At 63.0% G+C, this 26,243-nt stretch carries 27 protein-coding genes; 13 read left to right on the top strand and 14 right to left on the bottom strand.

Translation table 11 applies throughout. From position 1 onward, the window contains the following. Positions 1–39 precede the first annotated feature (39 nt). On the bottom strand, positions 40–318 hold the full coding sequence (locus ABRP93_RS09755; protein WP_349887801.1) for a hypothetical protein: 279 nt from the start codon (positions 316–318) through the stop codon (positions 40–42). 136 nt (positions 319–454) lie between these two features. After that, complete coding sequence (locus tag ABRP93_RS09750) at positions 455–874, bottom strand: hypothetical protein (protein WP_005277210.1); 420 nt, start codon at positions 872–874, stop codon at positions 455–457. Positions 875–938: 64 nt separating this feature from the next. Here ABRP93_RS09750 and imuA' point away from each other — a divergent pair, with 64 nt between their 5' ends. Both imuA' and ABRP93_RS09740 read left to right on the top strand, forming a co-directional pair. After that, positions 939–1,601, top strand: coding sequence for a DnaE2-dependent mutagenesis accessory factor ImuA' (imuA', locus tag ABRP93_RS09745; RefSeq protein WP_502879660.1), 663 nt, complete (start codon positions 939–941; stop codon positions 1,599–1,601). Then, positions 1,598–3,130: a DNA polymerase Y family protein gene (locus ABRP93_RS09740; RefSeq protein ID WP_349887799.1), complete on the top strand. Its 1,533-nt coding sequence runs from the start codon at positions 1,598–1,600 to the stop codon at positions 3,128–3,130. The genes imuA' and ABRP93_RS09740 overlap by 4 nt, the downstream gene beginning before the upstream one ends. Here the strand turns inward: ABRP93_RS09740 and ABRP93_RS09735 are convergent. Beyond that, positions 3,127–3,684, bottom strand: a complete 558-nt coding sequence (locus ABRP93_RS09735; protein ID WP_349887798.1) for an AMIN-like domain-containing (lipo)protein — start codon at positions 3,682–3,684, stop codon at positions 3,127–3,129. The genes ABRP93_RS09740 and ABRP93_RS09735 overlap by 4 nt on opposite strands. Before the next feature lie 110 nt (positions 3,685–3,794). Here ABRP93_RS09735 and ABRP93_RS09730 point away from each other — a divergent pair, with 110 nt between their 5' ends. Next, positions 3,795–4,667 (top strand): sucrase ferredoxin, encoded by an 873-nt coding sequence (locus ABRP93_RS09730; protein WP_126318356.1) that lies wholly within the window; start codon positions 3,795–3,797, stop codon positions 4,665–4,667. On the opposite strand, the gene ABRP93_RS09725 is transcribed toward ABRP93_RS09730, so the two are convergent. The 3 genes from ABRP93_RS09725 to ABRP93_RS09715 all read right to left on the bottom strand — a co-directional run bounded on the left by ABRP93_RS09725 (position 4,654) and on the right by ABRP93_RS09715 (position 7,304). Continuing rightward, positions 4,654–5,334, bottom strand: a complete 681-nt coding sequence (locus tag ABRP93_RS09725) for a methionine ABC transporter permease (RefSeq protein WP_005277229.1) — start codon at positions 5,332–5,334, stop codon at positions 4,654–4,656. The two genes, ABRP93_RS09730 and ABRP93_RS09725, sit on opposite strands and share 14 nt — an antisense overlap. Then, a complete protein-coding gene (locus ABRP93_RS09720; protein ID WP_349887797.1) occupies positions 5,331–6,368 on the bottom strand; it encodes a methionine ABC transporter ATP-binding protein in 1,038 nt (345 codons plus the stop codon). Before ABRP93_RS09720 ends, ABRP93_RS09725 begins: the two co-directional genes overlap by 4 nt. 72 nt (positions 6,369–6,440) lie before the next feature. Then, a complete protein-coding gene (locus ABRP93_RS09715; RefSeq protein WP_349887796.1) occupies positions 6,441–7,304 on the bottom strand; it encodes a MetQ/NlpA family ABC transporter substrate-binding protein in 864 nt (287 codons plus the stop codon). A 136-nt stretch (positions 7,305–7,440) separates the two neighbouring features. Between ABRP93_RS09715 and ABRP93_RS09710 the strand changes: the two genes are divergently transcribed. Continuing rightward, the gene (locus ABRP93_RS09710; protein ID WP_349887795.1) at positions 7,441–10,557 is read left to right on the top strand and encodes an error-prone DNA polymerase; all 3,117 of its coding nucleotides are present in this window, start codon (positions 7,441–7,443) and stop codon (positions 10,555–10,557) included. A 164-nt stretch (positions 10,558–10,721) separates the two neighbouring features. On the opposite strand, the gene ABRP93_RS09705 is transcribed toward ABRP93_RS09710, so the two are convergent. Both ABRP93_RS09705 and ABRP93_RS09700 read right to left on the bottom strand, forming a co-directional pair. Continuing rightward, positions 10,722–10,949 (bottom strand): helix-turn-helix domain-containing protein, encoded by a 228-nt coding sequence (locus ABRP93_RS09705; RefSeq protein ID WP_349887794.1) that lies wholly within the window; start codon positions 10,947–10,949, stop codon positions 10,722–10,724. Next, positions 10,933–11,481 carry a hypothetical protein gene (locus tag ABRP93_RS09700; protein ID WP_349887793.1) on the bottom strand — a complete coding sequence of 183 codons (549 nt, stop codon included), beginning with the start codon at positions 11,479–11,481 and terminating at the stop codon, positions 10,933–10,935. The genes ABRP93_RS09705 and ABRP93_RS09700 overlap by 17 nt, the downstream gene beginning before the upstream one ends. 112 nt (positions 11,482–11,593) lie before the next feature. Between ABRP93_RS09700 and ABRP93_RS09695 the strand changes: the two genes are divergently transcribed. Both ABRP93_RS09695 and ABRP93_RS09690 read left to right on the top strand, forming a co-directional pair. Then, entirely contained in the window at positions 11,594–12,055 is a 462-nt protein-coding gene (locus ABRP93_RS09695) for a PH domain-containing protein (RefSeq protein ID WP_349887792.1), read from the top strand. Beyond that, entirely contained in the window at positions 12,052–13,386 is a 1,335-nt protein-coding gene (locus ABRP93_RS09690) for a PH domain-containing protein (RefSeq protein WP_349887791.1), read from the top strand. Before ABRP93_RS09695 ends, ABRP93_RS09690 begins: the two co-directional genes overlap by 4 nt. Here ABRP93_RS09690 and ABRP93_RS09685 read toward each other — a convergent pair. Continuing rightward, positions 13,370–13,840, bottom strand: a complete 471-nt coding sequence (locus ABRP93_RS09685; protein WP_349887790.1) for a tRNA (cytidine(34)-2'-O)-methyltransferase — start codon at positions 13,838–13,840, stop codon at positions 13,370–13,372. The two genes, ABRP93_RS09690 and ABRP93_RS09685, sit on opposite strands and share 17 nt — an antisense overlap. 23 nt (positions 13,841–13,863) lie before the next feature. Between ABRP93_RS09685 and ABRP93_RS09680 the strand changes: the two genes are divergently transcribed. The 3 genes from ABRP93_RS09680 (at position 13,864) to ABRP93_RS09670 (ending at position 16,107) form a co-directional block, all read left to right on the top strand. Continuing rightward, complete coding sequence (locus tag ABRP93_RS09680) at positions 13,864–14,712, top strand: bifunctional methylenetetrahydrofolate dehydrogenase/methenyltetrahydrofolate cyclohydrolase (protein WP_349887789.1); 849 nt, start codon at positions 13,864–13,866, stop codon at positions 14,710–14,712. Next, positions 14,709–15,023, top strand: coding sequence for a DUF3017 domain-containing protein (locus ABRP93_RS09675; RefSeq protein ID WP_023030162.1), 315 nt, complete (start codon positions 14,709–14,711; stop codon positions 15,021–15,023). The genes ABRP93_RS09680 and ABRP93_RS09675 overlap by 4 nt, the downstream gene beginning before the upstream one ends. A gap of 115 nt (positions 15,024–15,138) precedes the next feature. Beyond that, positions 15,139–16,107 (top strand): HNH endonuclease signature motif containing protein, encoded by a 969-nt coding sequence (locus tag ABRP93_RS09670; RefSeq protein ID WP_023025323.1) that lies wholly within the window; start codon positions 15,139–15,141, stop codon positions 16,105–16,107. Between the two features lie 332 nt (positions 16,108–16,439). Here the strand turns inward: ABRP93_RS09670 and metX are convergent, their stop codons facing one another. The 4 genes from metX to ABRP93_RS09650 form a co-directional block, all read right to left on the bottom strand. After that, positions 16,440–17,546 (bottom strand): homoserine O-acetyltransferase MetX, encoded by a 1,107-nt coding sequence (metX, locus tag ABRP93_RS09665; protein ID WP_349887788.1) that lies wholly within the window; start codon positions 17,544–17,546, stop codon positions 16,440–16,442. After that, positions 17,543–18,859, bottom strand: coding sequence for an O-acetylhomoserine/O-acetylserine sulfhydrylase (locus ABRP93_RS09660; protein ID WP_349887787.1), 1,317 nt, complete (start codon positions 18,857–18,859; stop codon positions 17,543–17,545). The genes metX and ABRP93_RS09660 overlap by 4 nt, the downstream gene beginning before the upstream one ends. Before the next feature lie 82 nt (positions 18,860–18,941). Further along, complete coding sequence (locus ABRP93_RS09655; RefSeq protein WP_349887786.1) at positions 18,942–19,523, bottom strand: MBL fold metallo-hydrolase; 582 nt, start codon at positions 19,521–19,523, stop codon at positions 18,942–18,944. Positions 19,524–19,537: 14 nt separating this feature from the next. Continuing rightward, the gene (locus tag ABRP93_RS09650; RefSeq protein ID WP_284770133.1) at positions 19,538–19,750 is read right to left on the bottom strand and encodes a hypothetical protein; all 213 of its coding nucleotides are present in this window, start codon (positions 19,748–19,750) and stop codon (positions 19,538–19,540) included. Positions 19,751–19,971: 221 nt separating this feature from the next. Between ABRP93_RS09650 and ABRP93_RS09645 the strand changes: the two genes are divergently transcribed. Genes ABRP93_RS09645 through ABRP93_RS09635 form a run of 3 tightly spaced genes read left to right on the top strand, consistent with a single transcriptional unit; the run spans position 19,972 to position 24,017 of the window. Continuing rightward, the gene (locus tag ABRP93_RS09645) at positions 19,972–22,536 is read left to right on the top strand and encodes a nitric-oxide reductase large subunit (RefSeq protein WP_349887785.1); all 2,565 of its coding nucleotides are present in this window, start codon (positions 19,972–19,974) and stop codon (positions 22,534–22,536) included. Beyond that, positions 22,536–23,180, top strand: coding sequence for a hypothetical protein (locus ABRP93_RS09640; RefSeq protein ID WP_349887784.1), 645 nt, complete (start codon positions 22,536–22,538; stop codon positions 23,178–23,180). The genes ABRP93_RS09645 and ABRP93_RS09640 overlap by 1 nt, the downstream gene beginning before the upstream one ends. Then, the gene (locus ABRP93_RS09635; protein ID WP_502879659.1) at positions 23,181–24,017 is read left to right on the top strand and encodes an SPFH domain-containing protein; all 837 of its coding nucleotides are present in this window, start codon (positions 23,181–23,183) and stop codon (positions 24,015–24,017) included. A gap of 239 nt (positions 24,018–24,256) precedes the next feature. Here the strand turns inward: ABRP93_RS09635 and pdxR are convergent, their stop codons facing one another. After that, positions 24,257–25,573: a MocR-like pyridoxine biosynthesis transcription factor PdxR gene (gene pdxR, locus ABRP93_RS09630; RefSeq protein ID WP_349887783.1), complete on the bottom strand. Its 1,317-nt coding sequence runs from the start codon at positions 25,571–25,573 to the stop codon at positions 24,257–24,259. A gap of 81 nt (positions 25,574–25,654) precedes the next feature. Here pdxR and ABRP93_RS09625 point away from each other — a divergent pair. After that, on the top strand, positions 25,655–26,243 hold a 589-nt coding region (locus tag ABRP93_RS09625), incomplete at its 3' end, for a beta/alpha barrel domain-containing protein (protein WP_502879658.1).

Below are 26,243 nucleotides of genomic sequence, written 5' to 3'. Positions count from 1 at the left end.
GAAGCCGCCGGATCAGCTACACTTACTATCGCATCTTGATTAAATCCCCGTGTCCACTTTCCGGGGTTCGGGCCCGCGCTCGATGCCGGCGAGGAGGGCAATGGGGTGGGCGTTGGTGCGGGCATCGGCAATGGCGCGGCGTTGCATCCGGCTAAAGGCGGTGCGGCCGTAGTAGCTTTCGCACAAAAGGAGCAGGTCGGCGGCGATGGTATCGGGCGCGCCGCGCTCCATAAGCTCAGACCCAGAGAGCCCGCGGCACGCGGTTATGATGTCCATGCCGGGCGCGAGGGCGGTGAGGTAGGTCTCGAGTGCGTTCATGCCGCCTACGCTAGGGCGGTGTTAGCCCGCGCTCAATCGCTAGGGCAACTGCAAAGGTGCAAACTGTGGATAACCCGGATCCGTAGCGTGAAAACCGGGGAAATCCTGTGGATAAGTCCCCGCAGTGTCGCATGGATTAGACAAAGGCCAGCCGGCGCGTGCCATCCACGTGGGGGAAGGCGATAAAACTGATGCATGAGACCGCAACCCACACCAGCGCCGAGCCCCACGCGGGCAGGCCCAGGATGGGCGCGAGCATGATGAGAAGCCATAGAATCATCAGCGGTACTAGCTGCGCGATGGTGGGGATGAGATCGGCATCGTGCCGGTCAGCATAGGAGCGCATCTCGCGGCGGTAGGGGTGGGCAAAGACCAAGACGAATGCCGCCACGAGGCAGACCGCGGCCCCAGATAGGGTGGCGAAGAAATGGGTGCGGGTGGTCAGCAGCGCGACGGTGGCGCCAAGCAGGATGGAGGATCCGAGGCGCACCCACGGCGGGGTGGGGATGGGGGTTGGATTCTCGCGCATAGCACCGTAGGCCTCGTTCAGGTTCATGCGCTTAAGACTACCATTCGAACATACAGTTGCATGTGTCCGGTTGAGGGTTCATACTGTGTGGGTGGGTCAAACGAACGTTCGCCTAGAAAAAGCGGTAGCGGGGCTGGAGAGATCCGACCGCGTTGCGGTGCTGCGCGCCCGCATGCAGGCGATGGAGCAGGAGGATGAAGACGAGCTGGTAGATACCCTTCCCCAGCTGGCGTGGCTACTTCCCGCAGGTGGGCTCGCCCGGCGGAAGGTGGTCTCGTGTGCGGAGTGCCCCGCGCTCGTGGTGGAGCTTATCTGCCATCTTACGGCCCACGGGGGTCATGTGGGGATAGTGGGGTGGCCGGATCTTTCTCTCGCACAAGTTGCCGAAATGGGGAGGCTCAACAACGTGGTCACCGTCCCCGATCCGGGCTTGGAGGCATGGGTGGTAACCAGCGTGCTGGCAGAGGGCATGGACCTTATCATCCACCATGGCCCGCCCGGCGAGCTGAGTCCGGCCAAGGCGCGGCCGGTGTGGGCGAAGATCCGCGGCGGGCAGGCCGCGGTGCTGACCGTGGGCGCGCGGCTGCCGGGCACTGCGGTGCGCATTGGGGCGGAGGTGAGTACGTATCGGGGCATCGGCAAGGGCAGCGGGCGCATCCGCGGCGTGGATATTGATCTTGCGGTGGACTCGAAAAAGGGCACCGCGCGCGGGAGCCTTACCATGGGCGAGCCCCGCAGGTTGGCGGCCGTATGAGGGCGGCTGCGGTGTGGTTTCCGGATTGGCCCATCCAGGCGGTTGGGCAGGCGGGGCCGGTGCTGATTGCGCGCAATCATGCGGTGCTGGTCTGCGATAGCGCGGCGCGCCGGGCGGGCATTCGGCGCGGGATGCGCCTGCGCCAGGCCCAGGCGATTTGCCCTGAGGTAAAGGTGGTAGAGGCAAACCCGGATAGGGATGGAGCGGCCTTCGCGGAGATTGCGGCGGGCTTGGACGCCGTGGCCTCGTCTGTGGAGGTGCTGCGGCCTGGCCTGGCCATCGTGGATGCGGGTGCGGCGCTGCGTTACCACGGGCCGGAGGCGCTGGAGATGCTTGCCGATGCCACCGCGCACGCCGGTTTTGATTCCACCCTCGGCGTGGCAGACGAGATTGCCACGGCCATCATCGCGGCCCGGCATCGCGGGGTAGGCGCGGTGGTGCCGGAGGGTCAGTCGCGGGATTTCTTGGCCGTCCAGCCCGTGAGCGTTTTAGCCGCGGAGGCCGCGCTGGGGTTTTCTGCGGAATTTGTGACCCAGCTGCAGAAATTGGGCGTGCACCGGCTAGGCGATGTGGCGGCGCTGCCGTTTAAGCAGGTAGTCACCCGGTTTGGGCAGCAGGGCAAGCGCGCGCACGAGGTGGCGCACGCGCGGGCGGACCGGCGCGTGTCCCCGGAAATGGCGCGGCCTGACCTGTCCGTTAGCAGCGAGCAATCCATCGAACGCGTGGATGCGGCGGCGTTCGTGGCCCGGCAATTGGCCGCGCAGCTGCACGTGCGGCTGGCGGAGGCGGAAGTGGTGTGCGTGCGCCTGCGCGTGGTGGCGGAGCTGGCTACCGGCGAAACCGTGGCCCGGGTGTGGCGCACGCACGAGGCGCTCACGGAGCAGGCGACCGCGGACCGGGTGCGCTGGCAGCTGGATGGGTGGCTTACGGCGGCGCGGTCGAGCGGCAAGGACGGTGCTGCGATCGTGCGGTTAGTGCTCGAGCCGGTAGAGGTGGCCAGGCCACAGGCCGCTGGCCTCTGGGGCGGGGATGCCTCGCAGGAACAGGTCAAGCGGGTGATTTCGCGCGTGCAATCGCAGCTGGGCATAGACCGCGTCTTGCAGCCGCGGGGCGCCGGCGGACGTGGGGTGGCCGAGCGCATCGAGTACGTTCCCTATGGGGAGCAGCGCGATGCCACGCCGGAGGGCAGCTGGCCAGGCAGGATTCCCACACCGCTTCCCGCACGCCTGGGCGGCGGGCCGAACCATCCGGCCGCGCGCATTCGGCTTATCGATGCCGCCGCGCGGGACGTCATCGTCACAGCCGAGGCCCTCCTATCGTCTGTGCCCGTGGCGCTCGGGTGGGGCGCGCACCGCTACCGCGTTATCGGCTGGGCTGGGCCGTGGCCGGTGGATACGCAGTGGTGGACCGAACAGCCGCAGCACGCGGCGCGGTTACAAATTGTGGGCCAGGCCGAACGGGAACAACGCCAGCGCGCCTGGCTCTTGGTGTGGTCAGAGGGGTGCTGGCGCGTGGAAGCGACGTATTAGGAGCGAATATCTACCACGAGGCGCGTGGGATTTTCTAGTACCTGCACGGAATAAGGCTTGCGCTGGTTCATGCCGATGACAAACTGGCTGCGGCCCTCATAGGTGCGGCCGTTGACCACTTGGGTAATAACGCCACCGGCAGGTGCCTCGACGACGCCGATGCGCGGCTCGTCGATGCCGGCCTCAAAGGGATAGACCACGCCATCGATATTGACATTGAGCGCGGTATCACCGGCGTAGTTAATGGGCTGGCCGGAGCCTTGCTGTTTGGGATTATCGGCGTAATCCACGAACCAGCCTGGGGAACCCTCGCCCTCGAGCTCGAAGACGGCGCGATCGAAACCATCGTGCTGGCCCACACGTACCTTGGTCATCACGAGCTCCGAAGGGGCCTCTGGTCGCAGCGTTTTCATGCTCATATCCGCCTCACCCAGCGGGTTGATGTGTGAGTTTCCCACAGAGGCCGCCATGGTGGTGTCATCCGCTGATTCGGTGCTGCAGCCGGTGAGGAAGGCTGCGGCGGCAAGCAGGAGCGAGAGGCGGGCTTTATACATGACCACTAGAGTATAATTTCCAGTAATTACTGCCTAGCGTTGGGGGCAGATCTTGACCGAATTGTTGCTAAATATGTGAGCTGAGTTGCAGACGGGTTAGGCTAGGATACATGACCGATTTCTGTTCAGATTACCAGGTGGAACCGCTGCCCGGCACGGCGAAAAAAGAGTCCGTGTTTGTCCTCTTTGAGTGGCCCGGCGGCTGGTCGCGCGATGTGCTTGATGGCGATACTTTTGGCCCGGAGCTCACGGCCCAGCTGAAGAAGAAGCTCAAGGGCCAGGCGGGGCTGCAATTGATTCGCCGCCCCGGCCGCGATGGCCGCCAAATTGGCACCATGCACCGGTGCTACCTGGTGTGGGCCGAGCAGGGCGTGATGGAATTGGTCCTTTTGACCGGTCCGGAAAAGATCCTGGATTTGGATCTCACCGCGCCGGGCCGCAACGGGGGAGGATCCCTCGATACGCCGCTGGTTTTGGTGTGCACCCACGCTAAGCGCGATAAGTGCTGCGCCGTGAAGGGCCGGCCGCTCGCCGCGGAGCTGGTGGAGGACTACCCGGATATGGTGTGGGAGACCTCGCACACGAAGGGGCACCGCTTCGCGCCCTCGGTCATGCTCATGCCCTGGGCCTATTCCTTTGGCCGGATGAATAAGGAAGCCGCCGCGCAGATGATTGCGGCGGCGGCGCAAGGAAAGTATTTCTACCCGGTCAATCGCGGGCGCGGCATCTTCGGCCCGCGCGGCCAGGTGGCGGAGTTGGCGGTAGCGCGCGAGCTTATCGATGCCTCCGAGGACCTCTACTACGGTCAGCTCCACGCAGAAGACGAAAAGCAGGGCCCCGTGGTCACGCATGCCGATGGCCGGCGGTGGAGCGTGACGCTCGAGCAGCGCGCCGTGGAAGGAGTGGTCTCTTCCTGCGGCGACGCGCCCAAGACCGGCAAGGCGCTTGTGGCCACGGGCGTGGAGCTTATTAGCGGCGCATAACCTTGGAGGAGAGCCAGTTGCCAAAGAACTGCGCGGCCTGCACCAGCACGATGATGATAAGCGTGGCCACGACGGTGACTTCCCACTCGAAGGCGCGGTAGCCGTAGACGATGGCAAAGTCACCCAGTCCGCCGCCGCCGACGTAGCCGGCCATGGCGGACATATCCACGATGGCGATAAACAGGAAGGTATAGCCCAGAATCAGCGGGCCGAGGGCCTCCGGGATGATCACGGAGGTAATGATCTTCCACGGCGAAGCGCCCATGGCGCGGGCGGCCTCGATAACGCCGGGGTCGATGGCCACGAGGTTTTGTTCCACCACGCGCGCCACGGAGAACGTGGCGGCGATGACCATCACGAAGGTGGCCGGTTCGCGGCCGATGGATCCGCCCATCACGGCGACGGTGAGCGGCTGCGCAAACGCCAGCAAAATAATAAACGGGATGGGGCGAACGAAATTCACCAGCAGGTTGACCACCAGGTAGACGGCCTTATTTTGCAGGATGCCGCCCGGGCGGGCGGTGTAGAGCAAAATGCCGAGCCCTAGGCCCAGAATGCCGGCGACGACGAGGGTGGTCGAGACCATGATGAGGGTGTCGACGATGGCATCGACAAGCGATCCGCCCAAGCGGTCCCAGTCGGCGGCGGCGAGATAGTTGACGTTCATCGTTCAATCTCCTCAATTTGAGTGGTGGCAGATAGGGCGCGGTAGAACTCTTCGATGGCGGCATCGTCACCGCTCAAGCGCACGGTGAGCTTGCCAAAGGAGTGCTGCTGCAAGGTGGTAATACCGCCGTGGACGACGGCGATGGATACGCCCGCATCCTTCAGCTTGGCGGCGGCGCCGAAGAAGCCGGATTCCTCGGTCAGGTTGATGGTAAACAGGCGGCCTTCATGCACGAGCAGGTCATCGGTTTCCACCACGTCGGGCTCATTGCGCAGCGAGGTAGCAACGAACTTGGCGGCCACGGCGGTCTGGGGATTGGAAAAGACCTGGTAGACGCTGCCTTGTTCGACGACGTGGCCATTTTCCATCACCGCAACCTTATCCGCGATGGAGCGTACGACCTCCATTTCGTGGGTGATGACCACGATGGTGATGCCGAGCTCCTTATTCACCCGGCGCAGCAGGTCGAGGACTTCCTGCGTGGTGGTGGGGTCGAGGGCGGAGGTGGCTTTATCGGCAAGCAGCAGCGAAGGATTCGTGGCCAGGGCGCGCGCGATGCCCACGCGCTGCTTCTGGCCGCCGGAAAGCTGCTCAGGGTAGCTTTTTCCCTTATCTCCCAGGCCAACGAAATCCAGCAGCTCCTGCACGCGCTGTTGGCGCTCGCGCTTGCCGATGCCCTGCAGCTGCAGCGGGTATTCAATATTGCCCGCCGCAGTGCGGGAGTTCATGAGGTTAAACTGCTGGAAGATCATGCCGATATTGCGGCGGATGCCGCGCAGCTTCTTTTCGGACATGCCGACGATATTCTGGCCATCGAGCAGCAGCTCGCCGGAGGTGGGCGTATCCAAGCCGTTGATCATGCGGACCAGGGTGGATTTGCCGGCGCCGGAGTAGCCAATGATGCCGATGATCTCGCCGGAATCGACGGTCAAGGAGACATCGTCAAGAGCTTTGACCTCGGCCTTTTTCTGCTGGAAAACCTTGGTGATATTGCGGAACTCAATGCGAGTGCCGCTCTGGGTGGAATCTGCCACGGGTTGCGTCCTTAGCGGGGAAGTGCCAAACCCCGCCGGGGTGAAAACCGGCGGGGTAGAAGGCAAGGGTGATTAGTCCAAATCTGCTTCGAGCTTGTCCAGGATTTCCTGGAGTTCTTCTGGGGTGCGCTCAACCTCGACGGAGGTGCCTGCGGAGTCCTCGTCGACGCCCTTTTGTACCGCATCGGAGTGCCACAGCTCGGCGAGCTTCTTGATGTCCTCGTTATCGGCGTCTTCCTCGCGAACGGCGAAGACGTTGATATAAGGCTCAGCCTCTTCGGAGTTCGGGTCATCCTGGAATACGGCGGTGGCCGGGTCGATACCGGCGCGCTCCAGGAAGGAGTTATTGATAATCGCCGGGGTGCCCTCGCCGTGCGCGGATGGGGTCTGGGCTGCATCGACCGGCACGACCTTGACCTTGGACTTCTTCTCATCGATGTCCAGTGGCGTCGGGGTGATAAGCCCGTCCTTCTTCAGGGTGACAAGGCCAGCCTGGACCAGCACGTTGATGGCGCGGCCCTGGTTGGTGGAGTCATTCGGGATGGCAACTTCTTCGCCCTCAATGCCATCGAGGGAGTCGTGGCCCTTCCAGAACAGCGCCAGCGGCACGATTTCGGTGGCGACGATGGGGACCAGGTTGGTGCCGTTGCCGTGGTTGTACTCGGCCAAGAACTTCAGGTGCTGGAAGTTATTGGTATCCAGCTCGCCCTGGTTCAGGGCCTGGTTCGGGGTGTTGTAATCCGAGAAAGACTTGATGTCGATGTCGTAGCCGGCGTCCTTGGCTTCTTGCTCAAAGGCAACCCAGGCCTGCTTTGCATCATCGGTGGTGCCAACAGCGATGGTCTTGTCATCATCTGCGTCGGAGGAGCAGGCCACGAGGCTGGTGGCGGCGACGGTAACGGCGGCGGTAGCGGCCGCTGCGCGACGAATCTGCATGAGGTCCCCTTACATGTAGGAGTTTAAATAAATTGACCGTTTAGCAATCTAGCAATAAGCGAACCGCTTTGTCTATTGAACGCGTCTCATTGCGCCGGGTTGTATAGAACACTAATTCGACATTACCCTGTGAAGGGTGAAATTTAATGGTGGAAAGGCGCTGCCGTGGTCGCGTTTAGAAAGGATACTATCCGGCAAGGACACTGCCGCGCCCGTCGCCGTGCATCACCTCGGCGGCGATGACCCTATCCAGCGCGGGCGCTCCGCCGTGCCCTTTGCCGAGCTGCATGCGGTAAGCTCCTATAGCTTTCTCGACGGCGCCGCCGAGCCGGAAGAGCTGGTCGCCCGCGCCCTAGAGCTTGGACTCGAAGGGTTGGCCGTTGTGGATCGGGATGGCTTCTACGGACTGATGAAATTCGCGGAAGCCGCAGCTAAGGTCGGACTTCCGGCCATGTACGGCGCGGAGCTTTCCCTCGCGGAGGCCCCGGTGACCGTGTTGGCGCGCACCCCGGAAGGTTATCGCCGCCTCTCGCGCCTTATCGCCCGCGCGCGGATGGAAGCCGGTGAGAAGGGAGGCGTTGCATACCCGCCCCTAGACGCCGTGGCGCGCGAGCTGGAAGGGGAGTGCTTTTTCCTGCTGGGGTGGGAGGCCATACAAAAAATCGATCACGTTCTCGAAAGAATAAAAATAGACAGCATAGTTCTCGAATATGCGTGCACAATGTCTCCCGAAGATGCGGATCACCACAGTTTCCTGGACAAGTACAATAATCTCCGCGCCATCGCAACCGCTCGACCTGCGGCAGCAACGCGCGACCAGGTACGTCTCGCCGCCGCCAAGCGCGCCCTGGCGCACCGCCAATCCTTAGAAGAGGCCGCACCGGATGCCCACCCGATGGGCGCAGGCTGGATGCGTTCCGGCGAGCAGATGGCCCAGTTGCTCCCAGGCCGGCCCGAGCTTATCGCCGAAACCGTCCGCCTTGCCCGCGAATGCTCCTTTACCTGGGGTGCCCTCGCGCCCAACCTGCCGGACTTTGTCGTGCCAGAGGGGCATACCGAGATGAGCTGGCTTGAGCACGAGGTCTGGCGGCGCGGGAAAAAGCGCTACGCCTCGCGCCCGCCCGAAATACAGGCCAAGGCGAAAAACCAGATGCGGCACGAGCTGGGCATCATCAAGCAGCTGGGCTTTCCGGGCTACTTCCTCATCGTCTGCGACCTGGTGGATTTTTGCCGCCAAGAAAATATCCTGTGCCAGGGGCGCGGGTCCGCGGCCAATTCCGCAGTCTGCTTCGCGCTGGGCATTACCAACGCCGAGCCCATTTCCGCGCAGCTGCTCTTTGAGCGCTTTCTGTCACCGGAACGCGATGGCCCGCCGGATATCGACATCGACATCGAATCCGGCCGGCGCGAGGAGGTCATCCAATACGTCTATCGCACCCACGGCCGCGACCGCGCCGCACAGGTGGCCAACGTCATTACCTACCGCCGCAAGGGTGCTACCCGCGACGCCGCCCGCGCGCTGGGCTACCCGCAGGGCTCTGCCGATGCGTGGTCGAAGGGTATAGCCGAGCCGCCTGCCGATGTCTCCTTGCTCGCCGAGCAATTCCTCGACCAGCCGCGCCACCTCGGCATCCACTCCGGCGGCATGGTCTTATGTGACCGGCCGATTGCGGACGTGGTGCCGATGGAATGGGCCCGCATGGAAGGCCGCTCCGTGCTGCAGTGGGATAAGGACGATTGCGCCGCCGCTGGGCTGGTGAAATTCGACCTGCTTGGCCTCGGCATGCTGGAGGCGCTGCACCACATGATCGATGCCGTGCGCGCCACCACCGGCCGCGAGGTGCGCCTGTGGGAGCTCGACCTAGCCGAGCCCGCGGTCTATGACATGCTCTGCCGCGCCGATGCCGTCGGCGTCTTCCAGGTGGAATCCCGCGCGCAGCTGGCCACGCTGCCGCGGCTAAAACCGCGCCGCTTCTTCGACCTCGTGGTGGAGGTCGCGCTCATCCGCCCCGGCCCCATCCAGGGCGGCTCCGTGCACCCCTACCTGCGCCGGCGCGATGGCCTCGAGTCCGTGACCTATGACCACCCGGTGCTGGAGAAATCGCTGGGTAAAACCCTGGGCATCCCGCTTTTTCAAGAGCAATTGATGCAGATTGCGGTGGATGCCGCCGGTTTTTCCGGCGCCGAGGCCGATGACCTGCGCCGCGCCATGGGCTCGAAGCGCTCGCCGGCCAAGATGGCCGCGCTGCGCAGCCGCTTTTTCGAGGGCCTGCGCGCCACCAACGGCATCGAGGGTGAGGTCGCGGAGAAGCTCTGGGCCAAGATCACCGCCTTTGCCGCCTACGGTTTCCCGGAATCGCACTCGCAGTCCTTCGCCTCGCTGGTGTATTTCTCCGCGTGGTTCAAGCACCACTACCCGGCGGAGTTCTGCGTGGGCTTGCTGCGCGCGCAGCCCATGGGCTTTTATTCGCCGCAGTCGCTCATTCAGGACGCCCGGCGCCACGGCGTGCGCGTGCTGCCAGTGAGCATCAATGACTCCGGCGCGCAGGCCAGGGCGCTGCCCACCGGCGAAATCCGGTTGGGCCTCAACCTCATCAAGGGTCTGGGGGATAAGGCCGCCGAGCGCGTGGAGGCCGCCGCGCCCTTTAGTAGCGTCTCCGATCTGTCGCGCCGCGCGGATCTCAGCGTGGAGCAGGTGGAGGCGCTGGCCACGGCGGGGGCGCTAGAGTGCTTGGGGTTGGAGCGCCGCCAAGCGCTTTGGCAGGCTGGCGTCGCCGCCACCGAGCGCGAGGGCATGCTGCCTGGCACGTCCGCGCTCGCCTCGCCGCACCTGCCCGGCATGTCGGCCTTCGAGCTGATGGCTACCGATGTCGCCGCCACCGGCGTCACCCACGATAAGCAGCCTATGGAGCTAGTCAGGGCCGCGCTTGGCGATGTCCTGCCTTCCTCCCGCCTTCCCCACGTCCCCGATGGCACCCGCGTGCGCATCGCCGGCATCATTACGCACCGCCAGCGCCCGCGCACCGCCTCCGGCCTGACCTTTTTGGGAGTGGAGGATGAAACCGGCCTGATGAATGTGATGGTCTCACCCGGATTGTGGTCCCGGCAGAAGGTGTTGGCCCGCACCGCCCGCGTGCTTATCATCCGCGGCATCGTGCAAAACGCCACCGGCGCGGTAAGCGTGGTCGCGGATAAGCTCGAGCCGCTGGATTTTGGCGATTTCCTCTCGCGCGGCTCCCGTGATTTCCGCTAGTTTTCTCCGCATCGAAGCCCAAAAGCGGTGGCTAGGCCGAAAAAATATCGCCGGCCAGTACTAAGCGCCTGCGGTGAGTTAGTTATCCATTAGGAATTCTTCCTATAGATTTCGGTGGACATAGGTCAAAGTACTGCATAAACCCAACACTCTGACAAGGTTTTCTATTCCACTTCGAAGATATCGCCCGGCTGGCAGTCCAACGCCGTACACAGTGCCGCAAGAGTGTTAAAGCGCACGGCCTTGGCGCGATTATTCTTCAGGACGGACAGGTTAACTGGCGTGATACCTACCTCTTTCGCGAGCGCCGCTCCGGTAATACCGCGCTCCTCCATTTTCCGGTCGAGGTGGCAGATCACCTGGGGTTCTTGCTCCTCAGACAAGGCCTTCAACCTCCTCTTCGAGCTTGCTGCCGCGTTTGATGGCAACTGAGAAGAGCTGGAGGGTGCAGACAAAAAGGTAGGGCAGCGCAAGCTCGCCTAATGAGGAACCGCTCTGGCTGGCCCACCAGTCAATGTCGAGCTGCGAGGAAGCCCAGTTATTGCCCATGCCTTCGAGTGGGAAGCGTCCGATAAACCAGACAAGGATTCCGATGGTCATTCCGTTAAGGAAGCGGATGTTTTTCGTATTGAAAACCTGCCCACGAAGCATTGGTTTGACCAAGCGGTAGGCAAAGAACGCGATAATCAAGATTCCTGCAATCTTGACGACGAGCCCCGCAGTGAGCATCCAGAATGGCCCGCCGTCGAGGTTGTGCTTGCTTAGGCCTTCCGGGATGGCCGCACTCAGTGCGGTGGAAAAGCGTCCGGTGACAAGGTCGCGCAGGTAGGTGGGGCCGAGGATGACAATGGTGAACAGGCAGAGGGTGGCCGCCGCGGTAATTTCGCGGCGCTCAGTTTGGGAGGTGGGTTGCGGGGTGGTCATGACAATCCTTTCCGTCGATTCCTTATCGACTTTCGATGTTGTCGTAATTCGATAATATCGAATAACGATAAGTGGCGCAAGGATGCGAGACCGATTGCTACTGTCAGTAGCTATGAGCGAAGAAATGAACCCCGTCTCGCCGCGTTTGGTTAAGGTGCGCTACATCCGCTACCTGAGCTGGACGGTTATTTCTGCCGCGGCGGCCGCAGCGGCAGGGTACTGGTGGACCCCGTGGTTCTACTGGGCGGCGGGGCTCTTCGCCGTCCTCTTTTTCTGGCTGCTCTGGCTCATTCCGGCCCAAGTACGCCGCATGGGCTGGTGCGAAACCGACGATGAGCTGCTCATTACGCGCGGCAAGCTGTGGCATTCTTTCACCGTTGTGCCCTACGGCCGCATCCAGTTCGTGGACGTGTCCGCCGGCCCCCTCGAGCGCGCCTTCGGGCTCAAGGAACTGCAGCTGCACACCGCCTCCGCAACCACGGACGCCACGGTGAAGGGCTTGGACGCCCCGCTTGCCGATGCCCTCCGCACCCGCCTCACCCACCACGCCCGCGAACGGATGAGCGGGCTATGAGCTACCACCGCGTCCACCGCTTGACCCCGCTACTGCGGCTGTGGTCGGTCATCCTGGCCGTCATCGCGGCTTTTGCCTTAAACGTCAATATGGAGGCGCTGCGCGGACTTTTTGCCTTCGTTACCGGCGAACACAGCGCCGCGGACCTGCGCGATATTGGCCTCGCGCTGGCCGGGTTTATCGCAGTGTGCGCGGTGGTCTGGCTCGTGTCCGGCGTGTGGTGGCGCCAGATGGGCTACCGGCTGGGCGAGGAAGAACTCACCTTGCGCCGCGGGGTTATTTCGAAGCAGCAGCGCACCGCGCGCTATGACCGCACGCAGGCGGTCGATGTCGTCGAGCCCGTTATCGCCCGCCTTTTCCGGCTCGCGGCCGTGCGCGTGGAAACGGCCGGCGGGCAGTCGTCCGCCATCGAAATCGCCTATCTGAAAAAGCGCGATGCCGAGGCCCTGCGCGCCGAAATCCTCTCCCGCGTCCACGGCGAGCCACGGGCCGAGGGGCCGGCAGAAGAGCGGCCGGCTGAAGAACGGCCGGCTGAAAAACAGTCGGCCGAGGAAGAGGACAATATCCTCATCCCCGAAATCCCCATCGCACGTTCCCTGGTCGCGGCCGCTTTGCACGTGTCCACGATCGTTCTTATTGCAGCCCTCGTATTCCTCGTGGTCACTCCGATGTCCCTGACCATCACGCTGCCCATCCTTTTGGCCACCGTCCCGCGCGCCTGGAACGTGATTGACTCCTCGTGGCGCTATACCGCCAGCCTTGAGGATGGCGTGCTCAATATCACTTACGGCCTTGCCGATCGCCGCCGCCAAAACATCCGCCTCGAGCGCATCCACGCCGTCCAGGTCACCCAGCCTTTCCTGTGGCGGCCCTTCGACTGGTACGAAACGCGCGTGTCGGTCGCCGGTTACGGCGGCATGGCCAGCGGCGAGGGATCGGGATCGACGCGCATCGTGCCCGTCGGCAAGCGCGTCCAGGCCCGGCAATTCCTGCCCGCCGATGCCGCCCCGACCTACGCCTCGCCCGCGCGCGCCAAATGGGTCTCGCCCATCGATTACCGGCAGCAAACCGTCGCGCTGACCGGCGACTATGTCATCGTGCGCGCCGGCCGCTTCAACCGCCGCGTCCAAGCCATCGAGCTGCGCCACATCCAGGAACTCACCCTGCGCCGCGGCCCGATATCCCAGCTATTCGGCCTAGCCACGGTGGAGCTCGACCTCGTGCAGGGGCCCGTGTCCATGGCGGCGCGCAACCTCGCGCTTGCCGATGCCCACGCGCTGCTCAACCGCCTGCGCTCCCGCGACCTGCCAGAACTTACACCGCTCCCTTAAATCCAAGCTGGCGCCAGGCCTCAAAGACCGCGGTCGATGCGGAGTTGGAGAGGTTCATCGAGCGCCTGGCCGGGACCATCGGAATGCGCACCTGATCGGTGATGCGCGGATGGTTGACGTGTTCATCTGGCAGGCCGGTTGGCTCCGTGCCAAAGAGCAAAACGTCGCCGTCTTGGTACTCCACGTCTGTAAACCACTTATCCGTATGCGTGGTGAATGCGAAAACGCGCGCGCCGGGCAGCGCCTCCATGCACACGTCGAAGTCCTTGTGGATCTGCACATCTGCCAAGTCGTGATAGTCCAGACCGGCGCGCTTTAAGTGCTTATCGTCAAAGTTAAACCCCAGCGGCTCAATCAGGTGCAGGCTCGCGCCCGTCACCGCCGCGGTGCGAATGGCATTGCCGGTATTGGTCGGAATGACGGGATTATCAAAGACGATGTGCAGCTGGCTCATGCCTTCAGTCTAGGATGGGGGCTATGAGCGCTACCAAACTAGATGGCACCTTGTACCGTGACGAGATTTTTGCGGACCTCGCCGAGCGCGTGGCCGCCCTGAAAGACAAGGGGATAACCCCTGGCCTGGCCACCGTTCTGGTGGGTGAGGATCCAGGCTCCCAGTCCTATGTAAAGATGAAGCACCGCGATTGCGAAAAGTTGGGTATTAATTCCATTCGCAAGGACCTGCCGGCGGATATTTCGCAGGAGGAGCTCGAGGCGGTCATCGATGAGCTCAATGCCGATGACGCCTGCACCGGCTACATCGTCCAGCTCCCGCTGCCCAAGCACCTGGATGAGAACGCCATCCTCGAGCGCATCGATCCTGAAAAGGACGCCGATGGCCTCCACCCGGTCAACCTGGGCAAGCTCGTGCTCAACGAGGAAGCCCCGCTGCCGTGCACCCCGAATGGCTGCCTGCACCTGCTGCGCCGCTTTGGCGTGGAGCTGGACGGCGCCAAGACCGTCGTCATCGGCCGCGGCGTGACCGTCGGTCGCCCCATTGGCCTGATGCTGACCCGCCGCAGCGAGAACTCCACCGTCACCCTGTGCCACACCGGCACGAAGGACCTCGCCGCCGAAACCCGTGAAGCCGATATCGTCATCGCCGCCGCCGGCCAGCCGCACATGCTCACCGCAGACATGATTAAGGAAGGCGCCGCGCTTCTCGATGTCGGCGTATCCCGCGTCGACGGCAAGCTCACCGGCGATATCGCCCCCGACTGCTGGGATAAGGCCGGGTACGTCTCGCCGAACCCAGGCGGCGTCGGACCGCTCACGCGTGCCTTTTTGGTACGCAACATCGTTGAGCGCGCGGAAAAGCTGGCGTGAATTTAGACAATCCTCACGACGCGCACCTGGCACCGTCCCCGCTGCCTGCTTCCGTGCAGTGGGTGGCCATCGGGCTCTTCATCGCCGGGGTGGCTTTGTCCGGCGGCTACGCCATTTTCGAGTATTGGCGCAGGGCCACCTTCTTGCTCGGGCTCGCGCTGCTGTGGCTGACGGTGGTGCGCCTGACGTGTGATTCGAGCCGCGTCGGCGTGCTGGCGGTGCGATCGCGCCGCTTCGATGCCACGTTTACCGGCGTCATCGGCGCGCTGATGGCCTTTCTCGCCTACTCCGTGGACGCGCTGGGCAGCTAGTTATCCACAGGTGATTGTTTCAGTATCACCAATCTGCGGCGTGTCGCGTGCTTATCCACAGCCGCAGCACTCTTGGCCTCGCGCCCGCCGCTACCCGCGGTTTAGGCTCGGGGCCATGATTTCGGATTACCTCGCAGCGATTAACTCCCCGATGGCGCTCATCGGGGAGTGCGCTGGGCTATCCGAAGCCGAATTGGTAGCCCGCGGCTTTAGCGATAAAGAGGCCGCGGAATTCGCGCGCTTGGCGGATACGTATTTTGGCAAGACATCGTTTAGCGCCAAGCAGCGCGCCGCCCGCACGACCGCGCTCCCGCTCGATGCGCTGAAAATCATTGAGGTGCACGCGCAGAAGCTAAAGACCCAGCGCGCGGCGTGGGCCCTGCGCGAGGAGCTGTGCCGGCTCAACGTTTCTACCAGCGAGATAGAAAAGCGCGCCCGCCGCCGCGTCAAGGAGGAGCGCACCCAGAAGCGCGCGGAGGGCGTGCGGCTTACCCGCCGCACCGATGACCTGTGGACGCTGACCATCACCGCGGAATCGGACCTGGTGGCTGAGATTAATAACCACGTCTCCACCGTGGACGATGCGCGCCGGGTATTTGCAGAGGGCGCGGCCACCTCCACCATCACCACCAACGTGGTCCTCACACTGGATAACATGGTGAAGGTTATCCACGGCGAGAATGATGTCACCCTGCAGCTGACCAACGGCGCCAGCATCACCGGTGCGCAGCTAGCGGAGCGCGCGCTTGCCGATGCCGGCCTCATCACCCTCATCCACCCCGTCACCGGCCCCGTGAACCTGTACCACACGCGCCGGCTGGCCACCTGGAAGCAGCGGCAGATGGCGATGGCGGAGAATCCGGTGTGCCCGTGGCCCGATTGCCATATCCCGGCCGATGAATGCCAGGTTCACCACCTACAACCGTGGCTGCTCGGCGGCGAGACCAACTCCGAGAACTTGACGATCGCCTGCAAGTACCACAACTCCGTGAACGACGATGACCCCAATGCCCCGCCGCGTCGCGGGCGCCTAGAGCGCCGCCCGCACGAAGGCATCGTGTGGCGCCCGCCCTGGGCCCGATAAAGAACATCGCCGAAGCCAGCGCAGTTAAACCTGCGCCGTTTCGGCGATCCTTCTGTATGCCTTCTGTAAGTAGCCCCGGCTAGCCACTCACCGCGCCGGCCCTTTCCCTGTTTGCCTCGCGCCGCGTTTCCCGTTCGTGCGCCGGAGCAACCGCGACCGTGTAAGCCACGCGGTATTACGCGCCAGCTCAACGGTCACTTGCACGCCAAATGACGGGAAGCCCGCCAGCCGCACTGGTGCGCCGGGGTCGTGCGTCGAGTCACTAGCGACTGTAAACCGCTGGCGTAGGCGGTGCGGTATTGTGCCCCGCGCTGGCGTGCGGGCGGGGCTGGCTAGATGGCGTAGTCGATGGTGCTGTCCACGTCCAGCGGGTGTGGTTGGGACAGGGTGAGGAAGTTGCGCAGGATGCGGTCCATCTGGCGCGATTCCGTGAGGAATGCATCGTGGCCAACAGGTGAGACTACCTTCGCCATGGCCAGCAGGTTGCCTAGGTTCCGAGAGAGGTGTTCCTGCTGGTGATAGGGATAAAGGATGTCCGTGTCGACGCCCACGACCATGGTCGGTACCTGCGAAGAACCCAGTGCGCGGTTCAGGCCGCCGCGGCCACGGCCGATGTCGTGGCGGTTGAGGGCCTCGGTAAGTGTGACATAGGAGCCGGCATCAAAATGATCCGCCAGCTTCGAGCCCTGATAATCCAGGTAGGAGTTCACGGCGAAGCGCTGGTCGTGCCGGCGATAGGGCCCGAGGGGTTCTTCGTCGGTTTGGGCCTGAACACCAAAGCGTTCATCGATTTCCTGCTCGCCGCGATACGTCAGGTGCGCGATGCGCCGCGCCGCCGCGAGTCCTTCGCGAGGGCGCTGGGAGGAGGAATAATAGTCGCCGCCGTGCCAGAAGGGATCGCGCTCAATCGCGGAAATCTGCGCCGACTGGATACCAATCTGCCACGCGGAGGCGCGCGCGGAGACGGCGATAACGCACGCAGCGTCGACCGCCTCCGGGTACATCAATGTCCATTCCAAGGCGCGCGCGCCACCCATAGAACCGCCGATAATCGCATGTACGCGCGTTATTCCGAGTTCTTCCAGCGCCTTTTTCTCCGCGGCCACCAAATCGCGAATGGATAACGCCGGAAAACGCGATCCCCAACTGCGGCCATCTGCATGCGGGGAGGAGGGGCCGGTGGAGCCATTACAGCCACCGAGTGCGTTCATGGCGATAACGCACCACTTCGTCGTATCCAGCGCCTTGCCTGGGCCAATGAGATCGCACCACCACTCGGCTACATCGGCGTTGCCGGTCAGCGCGTGTTCCACCAGGATGACGTTATTTCCGCCATGCGGATCGCCGAGGAAATGGCCGAAGCGGTGGTAGGCGATGTGGGCATCGGAAAGCGTGGCGCCTGCTTCGGTGCGAAAATCGCCGATACTTATACAGCTCATGCCAGTGCGTTAAATCCCAGTTCGAGGTCAGCAATGATGTCGTCGATATCTTCAATGCCCACGGACAAACGGATGGTGGACTGCGCAATACCCGCCGCGGCCAGGGCGGCATCATCGGACTGCGAGTGCGTGGTGGTCGCCGGGTGAACCGCCAGCGTGCGGGTATCGCCGATATTGGCGAGGTTGGAGTGGAGTTTTAGGGCATCGATAAACGCCCATGCTTCCTCGCGCCCGCCGTCAATATCGAAGGACAGCACGGAGCCGGTGTAGGAATAGCCCAGCTTCTCCTTGACCTTCTTATACGGCGAGGAATCCAGGCCGGCGTAGTTGACCTTCGTCACCTTGGCGTGGCCTTCCAGGTACTCGGCCACGGCCTGGGCGTTGGCATTGTGCTTGTCGATGCGCAGCCCTACCGTCTCAATGCCATTGAGCGTCAGCCATGCATTGAACGGGGAAATGGCGGCGCCGGTATCGCGCAGCAGGCCGGCGCGGGCCTTGAGCGCGAAGGCGGGGGCGCCGAGGTCGGCGTATTTTAGGCCGTGGTAGGCCTCGTCCGGGGTGACGAAGTAGGGGAATACTGGCTTGCCGTCGCGCTCGACGGTCCAGTCGAAGGAGCCGCCGTCGATAATCGCGCCGCCCACGGCAGAACCATTGCCGGTGTAGAACTTCGTGGTCGAGACCACGACGATGTCCGCGCCCAAGTCGAGCGGGCGGGCCAGCGCCGCGGTGGCGATGGTGTTATCCACGATGAGCGGGACCTGGTTAGTGTGGGCGACCTCGGCGATGGCTGGGATATCGAGGACATCGGCTACCGGGTTGCCAAAGGTCTCGCCGTAAAAGGCCTTGGTATTGGGCTGCACGGCGTCCTGCCAGGATTGGGGATCATCCGGGTTTTCCACGAGGGTGACGTCGATGCCAAGCCGCTTGAGTGTGACGGTAAAAAGCGTGGAGGTGCCGCCGTAGAGGCGTGGGGAGGTAACGATGTGATCGCCTGCCGAGGCGAGGTTGAAAATGGCCGCAGTCTCTGCTGCCTGGCCGGAGGCAAAGGCCACGGCGGCCACGCCGCCTTCAAGGGAGGCCAGGCGCTCTTCCAGCGCATCCTGCGTTGGGTTGGTCAAGCGGGTGTAGATGGGGCCTGCATCGGAGAGGTTGAAGCGGTTGGCCGCGTGCTCGGCGTCATTAAAGACGTACGAGGTGGTTTGGTAAATCGGCACGTTGCGGGAGTTGTGCGCGCCGTCGAGGTTTTGGCCTGCGTGAACGGAGCGGGTAGCGAAGGACCAGTCTGCGTTGGAGTTATCGTATTTCGTCGTCATGCCACGCAAGACTAGACCAAGCGGTATGTAACGTACAGCACCCCGCCGCGAAACCGCAGGATAGTCAGAGAATAAAAATAGACTAAGCGGTAAATTTTTCGCCTGGATTTAGCCGCTTATAGCCCTGTACTCCGGCTTTGGTGAGCATGGTGTCGAAGGCGGTGCGGCCGACATCGGAAAGCACGGCGTCATGGATGGGAACCGTGACCGCGGCGCCGACGCGCTGGGCATAATCGGCGGCCTCCGCAGCCTTTACCCAGGGCCCAGCGATGGGCAGGAGCAGCACGTTGGCCGGGTGATCGATGTACTGATCGCCCGGGTGGAGTAGGCCGCCCAAGTAGTAGCCCACGTTGGCTGGGCGCGGGATATTCGGGTGGATCGGCGCGTGTTGGCCGCCGAGTACCTCGATGTTGAGGCCTGCGACGGTGATGGTCTCGCCCGGTGAGACCGCGGTACCGCGCCCTAGTTGTTCGCAGGCTTCGGCAGGTGCCCAGAGTGGGGCATCGGGAAGCCGGTCCGAGTCTAGGTGATCTGCATGCGCATGGGTAATGAGCACCGCATCGGCGTCGGGGATGGTGGGCGTCATGGTTCCGGGATCGATGAGGATACGCCCGCCCGGCGCCGCAACGGCGACGCAGGCGTGGCCAAGCAAGCTAAATTCCATGCGCCCCAGCCTAGCTACTGCGGGTCTTTCTCGTCCTTGCGGCGAAATAGGTACCAGATTCCGAGGATCGCGCCGAAGAGCAGGATTGCCGAGGCGATAAAGACCATGGCGACCACCATCGTGCGGTGTGGATCATTTAAGAAAATCATGCAAACGATGGCGGCGAGGAAGATCGCGGCGAATAACGTGATGAGCCAATTGCGCTTGGTGTGCTCTGCGAATGTCATGCATTAATTGTTACGGAAAAACCGGGGGTAAACAAGCTGGGTGGGCATTCTGGGGGCGGAACCCGGCTATATGGTGCGCCGACTTTCCCAATATTGCCCGTGTGCGGGCTGGCCGATGCGGGCGAATGGGGGTAAGGGCGTTTCGTTCGACTATTTAACACCGCTTTATCCGTTCATAATGATGTATGTCGAACTCTCTACAACTGTGAAAAGGACACTTTATGGCCACCACCACGACTGGGGTTGAGGACCGGAAGAAACCGGTCCTCAAGGTGAGCAACGTGTGGGTGCAGGGCATCGCCCTCGTCATGATCTTTGGCTTTTTGGTCATGGGATTTTTGGCGTACCGCACCTATGACGCATCCATGCCGTTGCCGGAAAAGATTGTCTCCGAATCCACGGGCGAAACGGTCTTAACCAAGGAAGAGATCACTAACGGCCAGGCGTTGTACCAGGCCCGCGGCCTGCAGCAATACGGCTCCGTGCTGGGCCACGGCGCCTACCTAGGACCGGACTATACGGCGGAGTACCTGCGCCACGCCCTCGATCATGCCCGCGAGGAAAACGACGCGAACGGTATGCCCGATTTCGTTGATTCTTCCGCCACTCCCGAAGAGGCCGTGGTAGAAGAATTCCGCACCAACCGCTACGACGAAGAAACGGGCGTGCTGGAGTGGACCGATAACCAGATTTCGGCATTCGAGGCCAATAAGGATTACTACGCCCAGTACTTTGGCCCCGATTCCCACAACAGTGGGTTGCCGTCGGACTTTATTACCGATGAGCAAGACATCAATAACCTTGTTGGCTTCTTCGGTTGGACCGCGTGGGCTTCGGCGGCAGAGCGCCCAGGCCACGACTATTCCTATACCAATAACTGGCCGGCAGAATCACGCGTGGACAACGGTCCGACCGCGGACCTCGTGGTGTGGTCGGTGCTCTCGCTCATCGCGCTCATCGGCGGTACCGGCCTGATCTTTGCGATTTACGGCCGGTGGTCCAAGTCCATTGGTTGGCATGCGGAAGAAGCGCCGAACCTGGACTTTAAGCAGCCGGGCGAGGTTGGGCTGACCAAGTCGCAGAAGGTAGTGGCCTGGTTCGTCCTGGTCATTGCGTTGCTGTTCTTAATCCAGGCTCTGCTGGGTGCGGCCAGCCAGCACTACCGCACGGAGCTGACCGGATTCTTTGGCATACCGCTGCAAGAAATCCTCCCCTATAACGTCTCGCGCACCTGGCACGTGCAGCTTTCCCTCCTGTGGACCGCCGGCGGGCTCTTGGCAGCCGGCATCTTCCTGGCTTCGTTCGTGGGTAAGAAGGAACCGAAGAAGCAGCATTGGCTCGTATGGTTCCTGCTCGGCGCCATCGCGGTCGTGGTCTTTGGCTCCATGGCCTTTGAATGGCTGTCTACCATGGGCTACATCGAAGAGGGCACGCTATTTTCCCAGCAATGGGAATACCTGGACCTGCCGCGCTTCTTCCAGTTGTTGCTGACCATCGGCATGTTCGTGTGGATTGGCATCATCTACCGCCAGCTGCGCGGCCGCCTGAAAAATGAGCACAAGTCCAATATGCCGTGGCTCTTCTTCTACGCCGGCCTTGCCATCCCAGCGTTCTACGCGGTGGGCAACCTGGCGGGATCGGAAACCCACATCTCCGTCGCTGAGTTCTGGCGCTTCTGGGTGGTCCACCTTTGGGTGGAGGACTTCCTCGAGCTATTTACCACCGTCATGGTGGCCTACGTCTTCGTCTTGCTCGGCGTGGTCCGCGAAAAGATTGCCCTGGGCATCATCTTCTTGGACGTCATCCTCTATTCCACCGGTGGCGTGCTGGGCACGATGCACCACCTGTACTTCTCGGGCACCCCGGTCGAGCACATGGCCCTGGGCGCATTCTTCTCGGCCGCCGAGGTCGTGCCGCTGACCTTGTTGACCGTTGAAGCATGGACCTTCATGCAGCTGGGGTCCCGCCAGCGCGCCTCGGGCGAGCGCCCCTTCCCGCACCGCTGGGCAGTGATGTTCCTGGTTTCCGTCGGTTTCTGGAACTTCTTAGGCGCGGGCATCTTCGGCTTCCTCGTCAACCTGCCTATCGTTTCCTACTACGAAATCGGCACGGCGCTTACCGCAAACCACGCCCACGGCGCGATGATGGGCGTCTACGGTTTCCTGGCCGTGGGCCTGTCGGTCTTTGCGCTGCGCTACCTCATCCCTAAGGACAAGTGGTCCGATAAGGCCATGGGCTGGGCTTTCTGGCTGCAAAACCTGGGCTTGTTATGGATGGTGGTCATTTCGCTCCTGCCGCTGGGCATCATGCAGCTCTACGAATCCGTCGGATCGGGCTACGTGGAAGCGCGGTCGCTGGGGTATATCACCCAGCCTGGCAACTTCATCATGGAATGGCTGCGCCTGCCTGGCGATGTCATGTTCCTCCTCGGCGTCCTGCCCTTCCTCTGGATGGCGCTGCGCGGCGTGCTCTACAAGAAGGACATCCCAACGGTGGAGGAGCACCCAACCAACCCGCTGTTTAGCATCATCACCCCAGATGAGGACGATCATGCGGGCGAGGTCCCCGTGGGATCCTCGGTGGGACTGGTCTCGGGCGGCAAGGGGCGCGTCGACAAGCGCAGCTCCACGGGCCGGCGCTATGGGTACATCGATGAGCGCGGTGCCTTCGTGGAGGAGGAAGATCCCGATGCCGAGCGCGGCGATTCCGCCACCGCGCCGCGCCAGGAATTTGATTCGCGCACCAAGTGGGGCGGTACCTACCGCTCGGATAAGAAGGACGACTAATGCCGGGTGCATTTACCGTACTATCCGCGTGCTACGGGCTCTTCTTGCTCGTGGTGGCCTGGGTATTCGACCTGCTAGCGCAACAAACCGCCAACCGCACCATGTCCAACCAATCCGGCACGTTCCGGTACATGGAAGACCACGATGCTTGGCGATGCCCCGAAGATCACTGGCTCTGGCCCTCCAGCTTCGACCCGGAAAACCGCGTCATGCGCTACCGTGCGAACCCGACCGTGTGCAATACCTGCCCAGTCAAGCAGCAGTGCACGGTCTCGCACCACGGCCGGGAGGTCACGCGCCAGTTGGATCCGTGGCCGCACTCGGATTCGGGGCGCTTCCACCGCGGCATCGCGCTGGCGGTGGCGGCGATGGGCTACCTGCTGCCTCTGGCCTCGCTGATTAGCTACCATTCGCCCGCTGAAGTGGCGTTGACGCTGGCCACGGTGCTTATCATCACCGGGTTTGGCGTGTACCCGCTGGCCCGCCACCTGTGGAATACGCCCTCGAACGCGCCGCAGCTGGTGGTGCCGGAGATGGATAATCGCGAGGCGGAATTGGCGGCGCAGGTCGATCGTTATGGTTCGAAGTACGGAAAATCCACGCGCTACCGCTCGGTGCGTCAAGAACTGGAAGGGGAAATCTAAGTGTCCGCTCCCGTATTCTGGCCGATCGTCATCGGCATCATCCTCGCTCTCATCGGAGTGTTTTTGTTCTACTCGCTCAAGGTGATTAAGCAGTATGAGCGGGGCGTGACCTTCCGCTTTGGTCACCTGCGGCCGATGTTGGAGCCGGGGCTGCATTTCTTGCTGCCGGGCATCGATAAGCTGGAGCGCGTGGATTTGCGCGTGGTCACGCTGACGATTCCGCCGCAGGAAATCATCACCAAGGACAACGTATCCGTGCGCGTGAATGCGGTGGTCATGTTCGAGGTCACCGATTCGAGCAAGGCGGTCCTCGAGGTAGAAAACTACGCCGTGGCCACCTCGCAGATTGCGCAGACCACCCTGCGTTCGCTCTTGGGACGGGCGAGCCTCGATGACCTATTGGCCCACCGCGAGGAGCTCAACGAGGACCTGGCGGCGATCATCAACGGCCAAACCGAACGGTGGGGAGTGCTCACCCGCATTGTGGAAATTAAGGACGTGGAAATCCCAGAGATGATGCAGCGCGCCCTAGCGCGCGAGGCGGAGGCGGAGCGCGAGCGCCGCGCCAAGGTCATTTCGGCCCACGGTGAGCTGCAGTCCTCCCGCGAGCTGCGCGAGGCAGCCGAGGAGCTGGGCAAGGCCCCGGCGGCGCTGCAGCTGCGCTACCTACAAACGGTCTTAGAACTCGGCGCGGACCAAAATTCCACCATCGTCTTCCCGCTGCCCATAGACATCATGGGCGGGTTCATGGAAAACCTGGGCACCTTTAATAAGGGCTTCAAGGAATTCAGCGAGAACTTTTCGCACGCGGTGAATACGGAAAAGCCTGCGGACTAGGCATTTAAGAATGCGGCCCCTGCCCAGTGGAGGGGCCGTTTTTCTGTGCCTCCAGAAGGTACGCGATGTCCTGCGAATTTTGCTTAATATCGTTGGAATTGCGCGCAACCTGCACGATTAAATAAATGACACCGGCTATAAGTCCGATGTAGATAGCTAGCGGGATGAGTATGAGCAGAAGTTCGAGCGGGCCAAGCGCCATTCCTACGTCTTTCTGTGCGAGGGCATTTAAATTCAGGTTAACATTCGCGTAGGGCTGCGGCGACTGCGCTCAGGCTGCGGCGCAGGTCGTCATCGCTTAAGTGGCCAAACCCTAAAACGACGCCGTCTTCGGCGTCTACGCCGCCCCAGTATTCGCGCAGCGGGGTCAGCTTAATGCCGCGGGCGGCGGCGCGCGGGACGATGGCCGGATCGCACAGTAAAACCGCATGTAGACCGCCATTGATGGGTAGCAGGCGCGCGCCGGGGAGAGCGCCCAGGGCATCGGCCACGAGGTCGCGGCGGCGCTTATAGGTCCGGCGCATGCGGCCGGTGTGGCGCCGCAGCGCCCCGCTGGCCAGATAATGGGCGAGCGCGGCCTGCGGAATGGTGCCGACCGGCTGGCCAAAGATTTCGCGCTGCTTGTCGATGCCCCCGCGCAGCCCATCCGGGACCACCACATAGCCGCAGGCGATGGACGGCGAAATGACGGTGGAAAACGTACCGAGCAACACGGTGCGCTCTGGGGCGAGCGCGGCGAGCGCGGGCAGCGGCTGGCCCACATAGCGCAGCTCGGAGTCGAAGTCATCCTCGATGAGTAAAGCGCCGTGCTGGCGGGCCCAGGCGACGAGTTCGGCGCGGCGTTCGGCCGGCAGCGAGGCGCCATACGGGTACTGGTGGCTCGGGGTGACAATCAGCGCGTCGAGGTCGGTATCGGGCACGGTAACGCCATCGGCATCGGTGGGCACATTCACCAGCTCATGGCCAAGCGCCTGCGGAATGCGGCGCAGGCTGGGGTAACCGGGCGATTCGACGCCGACGCGCAGCGCGGTACCGAGCGTGCGCAGTACTAAAGCGAGGCCATCGCGGGCACCGGCGGTAACGACGATGCGCCGCGGATCCACCCGGAGCCCGCGCATGTGCCGCAGGTGGTTGGCTATGTGGTGGGGGAGTGGAGGGGCATCGGAAAGCGGCTGGGCGGCGGCATCGCGCCAGGCTGCGCGCCATTCGGGGGTGATGATGCCGGCGGTATCGGGCAGGCCGGGGGTCAGTTCCAGCAGGTCGGGTGCGGGAGCGGGCTGCGGCGCGGGCTCGGGGCGCGGCGGTGGGCTGTGGGGCAGGCGGGGATTGATGACGGTGCCGGAGCCGACCTCCGCGCTGAGGTAGCCCTCGGCGGTGAGCTGCTCATATGCGGTAACGACGCTGCCGCGGGAGACGCCGAGCTGGGTGGCCAGCGCGCGGGTGGAGGGGACGGGTTCGCCGGGCAGCAGGGCGCCGGAGGTGACATCGGCGCGCACGGCGGCGGCGATTTGCACCGGCAGGGCGCGCGTATCGGCGGGGTCGAGGCGCAGGGGCATAAACACAGTATAAGTGGTACAACCCAACACGCAGGAAATGGTTCTTTACTTGTACCACTTGGGCAGGGCAGTATAGAGCGCATGACCGAAAACATTGCGACCACGCGCGTGAAACGTGGACTAGCTGACATGCTCAAGGGCGGCGTCATCATGGACGTCGTGACCCCAGAACAGGCGCGCATCGCCGAGGATGCGGGCGCCAGCGCCGTCATGGCACTTGAGCGCGTGCCCGCCGATATCCGCGCCCAGGGCGGCGTGGCCCGCATGTCCGATCCGGAGCTTATCGAGGGCATCGTCGACGCCGTATCCATCCCCGTGATGGCGAAGGCGCGCATTGGCCACTTCGTCGAGGCGCAGATTCTGGGCGAGCTCGGCGTGGATTTCATCGATGAGTCCGAGGTGCTCAGCCCTGCCGATTACGTCAACCACATCAATAAGTGGGACTTCGACGTGCCGTTCGTGTGCGGCGCGACCAACCTGGGCGAGGCCCTGCGCCGCATCACCGAGGGCGCGGCCATGATTCGCTCCAAGGGCGAGGCCGGCACCGGCGATGTCTCCGAGGCCGTCAAGCACCTGCGCACGATTCGCGCGGAAATCGCCCGCCTGCAGCACCTCGGACTCATCGATGAAATCCACGCCGAGCTCGCCCAGAATCTGCGCCTCGACGAAG

This window comes from Corynebacterium sp. KPL2850 (assembly GCF_040225855.1).
Classification (GTDB): Bacteria; Actinomycetota; Actinomycetes; order Mycobacteriales; family Mycobacteriaceae; genus Corynebacterium.
This window is presented reverse-complemented; position numbering and strand designations above follow the sequence as displayed.

What these genes read in the sequence shown, in the direction of transcription:
- ABRP93_RS09740 (WP_349887799.1), top strand. Translation starts at nt 1,598, where the DNA reads ATGAGGGCGGCTGCGGTGTGGTTTCCGGATTGGCCCATCCAGGCGGTT.
- ABRP93_RS09660 (WP_349887787.1), bottom strand. Translation starts at nt 18,859, where the DNA reads ATGACGACGAAATACGATAACTCCAACGCAGACTGGTCCTTCGCTACC.
- metX (WP_349887788.1), bottom strand. Translation starts at nt 17,546, where the DNA reads ATGAGCTGTATAAGTATCGGCGATTTTCGCACCGAAGCAGGCGCCACG.
- ABRP93_RS09680 (WP_349887789.1), top strand. Translation starts at nt 13,864, where the DNA reads ATGAGCGCTACCAAACTAGATGGCACCTTGTACCGTGACGAGATTTTT.
- ABRP93_RS09685 (WP_349887790.1), bottom strand. Translation starts at nt 13,840, where the DNA reads ATGAGCCAGCTGCACATCGTCTTTGATAATCCCGTCATTCCGACCAAT.
- ABRP93_RS09670 (WP_023025323.1), top strand. Translation starts at nt 15,139, where the DNA reads ATGATTTCGGATTACCTCGCAGCGATTAACTCCCCGATGGCGCTCATC.
- ABRP93_RS09750 (WP_005277210.1), bottom strand. Translation starts at nt 874, where the DNA reads ATGAACCTGAACGAGGCCTACGGTGCTATGCGCGAGAATCCAACCCCC.
- ABRP93_RS09640 (WP_349887784.1), top strand. Translation starts at nt 22,536, where the DNA reads ATGCCGGGTGCATTTACCGTACTATCCGCGTGCTACGGGCTCTTCTTG.
- ABRP93_RS09655 (WP_349887786.1), bottom strand. Translation starts at nt 19,523, where the DNA reads ATGGAATTTAGCTTGCTTGGCCACGCCTGCGTCGCCGTTGCGGCGCCG.
- ABRP93_RS09650 (WP_284770133.1), bottom strand. Translation starts at nt 19,750, where the DNA reads ATGACATTCGCAGAGCACACCAAGCGCAATTGGCTCATCACGTTATTC.
- pdxR (WP_349887783.1), bottom strand. Translation starts at nt 25,573, where the DNA reads ATGCCCCTGCGCCTCGACCCCGCCGATACGCGCGCCCTGCCGGTGCAA.
- ABRP93_RS09695 (WP_349887792.1), top strand. Translation starts at nt 11,594, where the DNA reads ATGAGCGAAGAAATGAACCCCGTCTCGCCGCGTTTGGTTAAGGTGCGC.
- ABRP93_RS09735 (WP_349887798.1), bottom strand. Translation starts at nt 3,684, where the DNA reads ATGTATAAAGCCCGCCTCTCGCTCCTGCTTGCCGCCGCAGCCTTCCTC.
- ABRP93_RS09755 (WP_349887801.1), bottom strand. Translation starts at nt 318, where the DNA reads ATGAACGCACTCGAGACCTACCTCACCGCCCTCGCGCCCGGCATGGAC.
- ABRP93_RS09725 (WP_005277229.1), bottom strand. Translation starts at nt 5,334, where the DNA reads ATGAACGTCAACTATCTCGCCGCCGCCGACTGGGACCGCTTGGGCGGA.
- ABRP93_RS09645 (WP_349887785.1), top strand. Translation starts at nt 19,972, where the DNA reads ATGGCCACCACCACGACTGGGGTTGAGGACCGGAAGAAACCGGTCCTC.
- ABRP93_RS09690 (WP_349887791.1), top strand. Translation starts at nt 12,052, where the DNA reads ATGAGCTACCACCGCGTCCACCGCTTGACCCCGCTACTGCGGCTGTGG.
- ABRP93_RS09715 (WP_349887796.1), bottom strand. Translation starts at nt 7,304, where the DNA reads ATGCAGATTCGTCGCGCAGCGGCCGCTACCGCCGCCGTTACCGTCGCC.
- ABRP93_RS09730 (WP_126318356.1), top strand. Translation starts at nt 3,795, where the DNA reads ATGACCGATTTCTGTTCAGATTACCAGGTGGAACCGCTGCCCGGCACG.
- ABRP93_RS09700 (WP_349887793.1), bottom strand. Translation starts at nt 11,481, where the DNA reads ATGACCACCCCGCAACCCACCTCCCAAACTGAGCGCCGCGAAATTACC.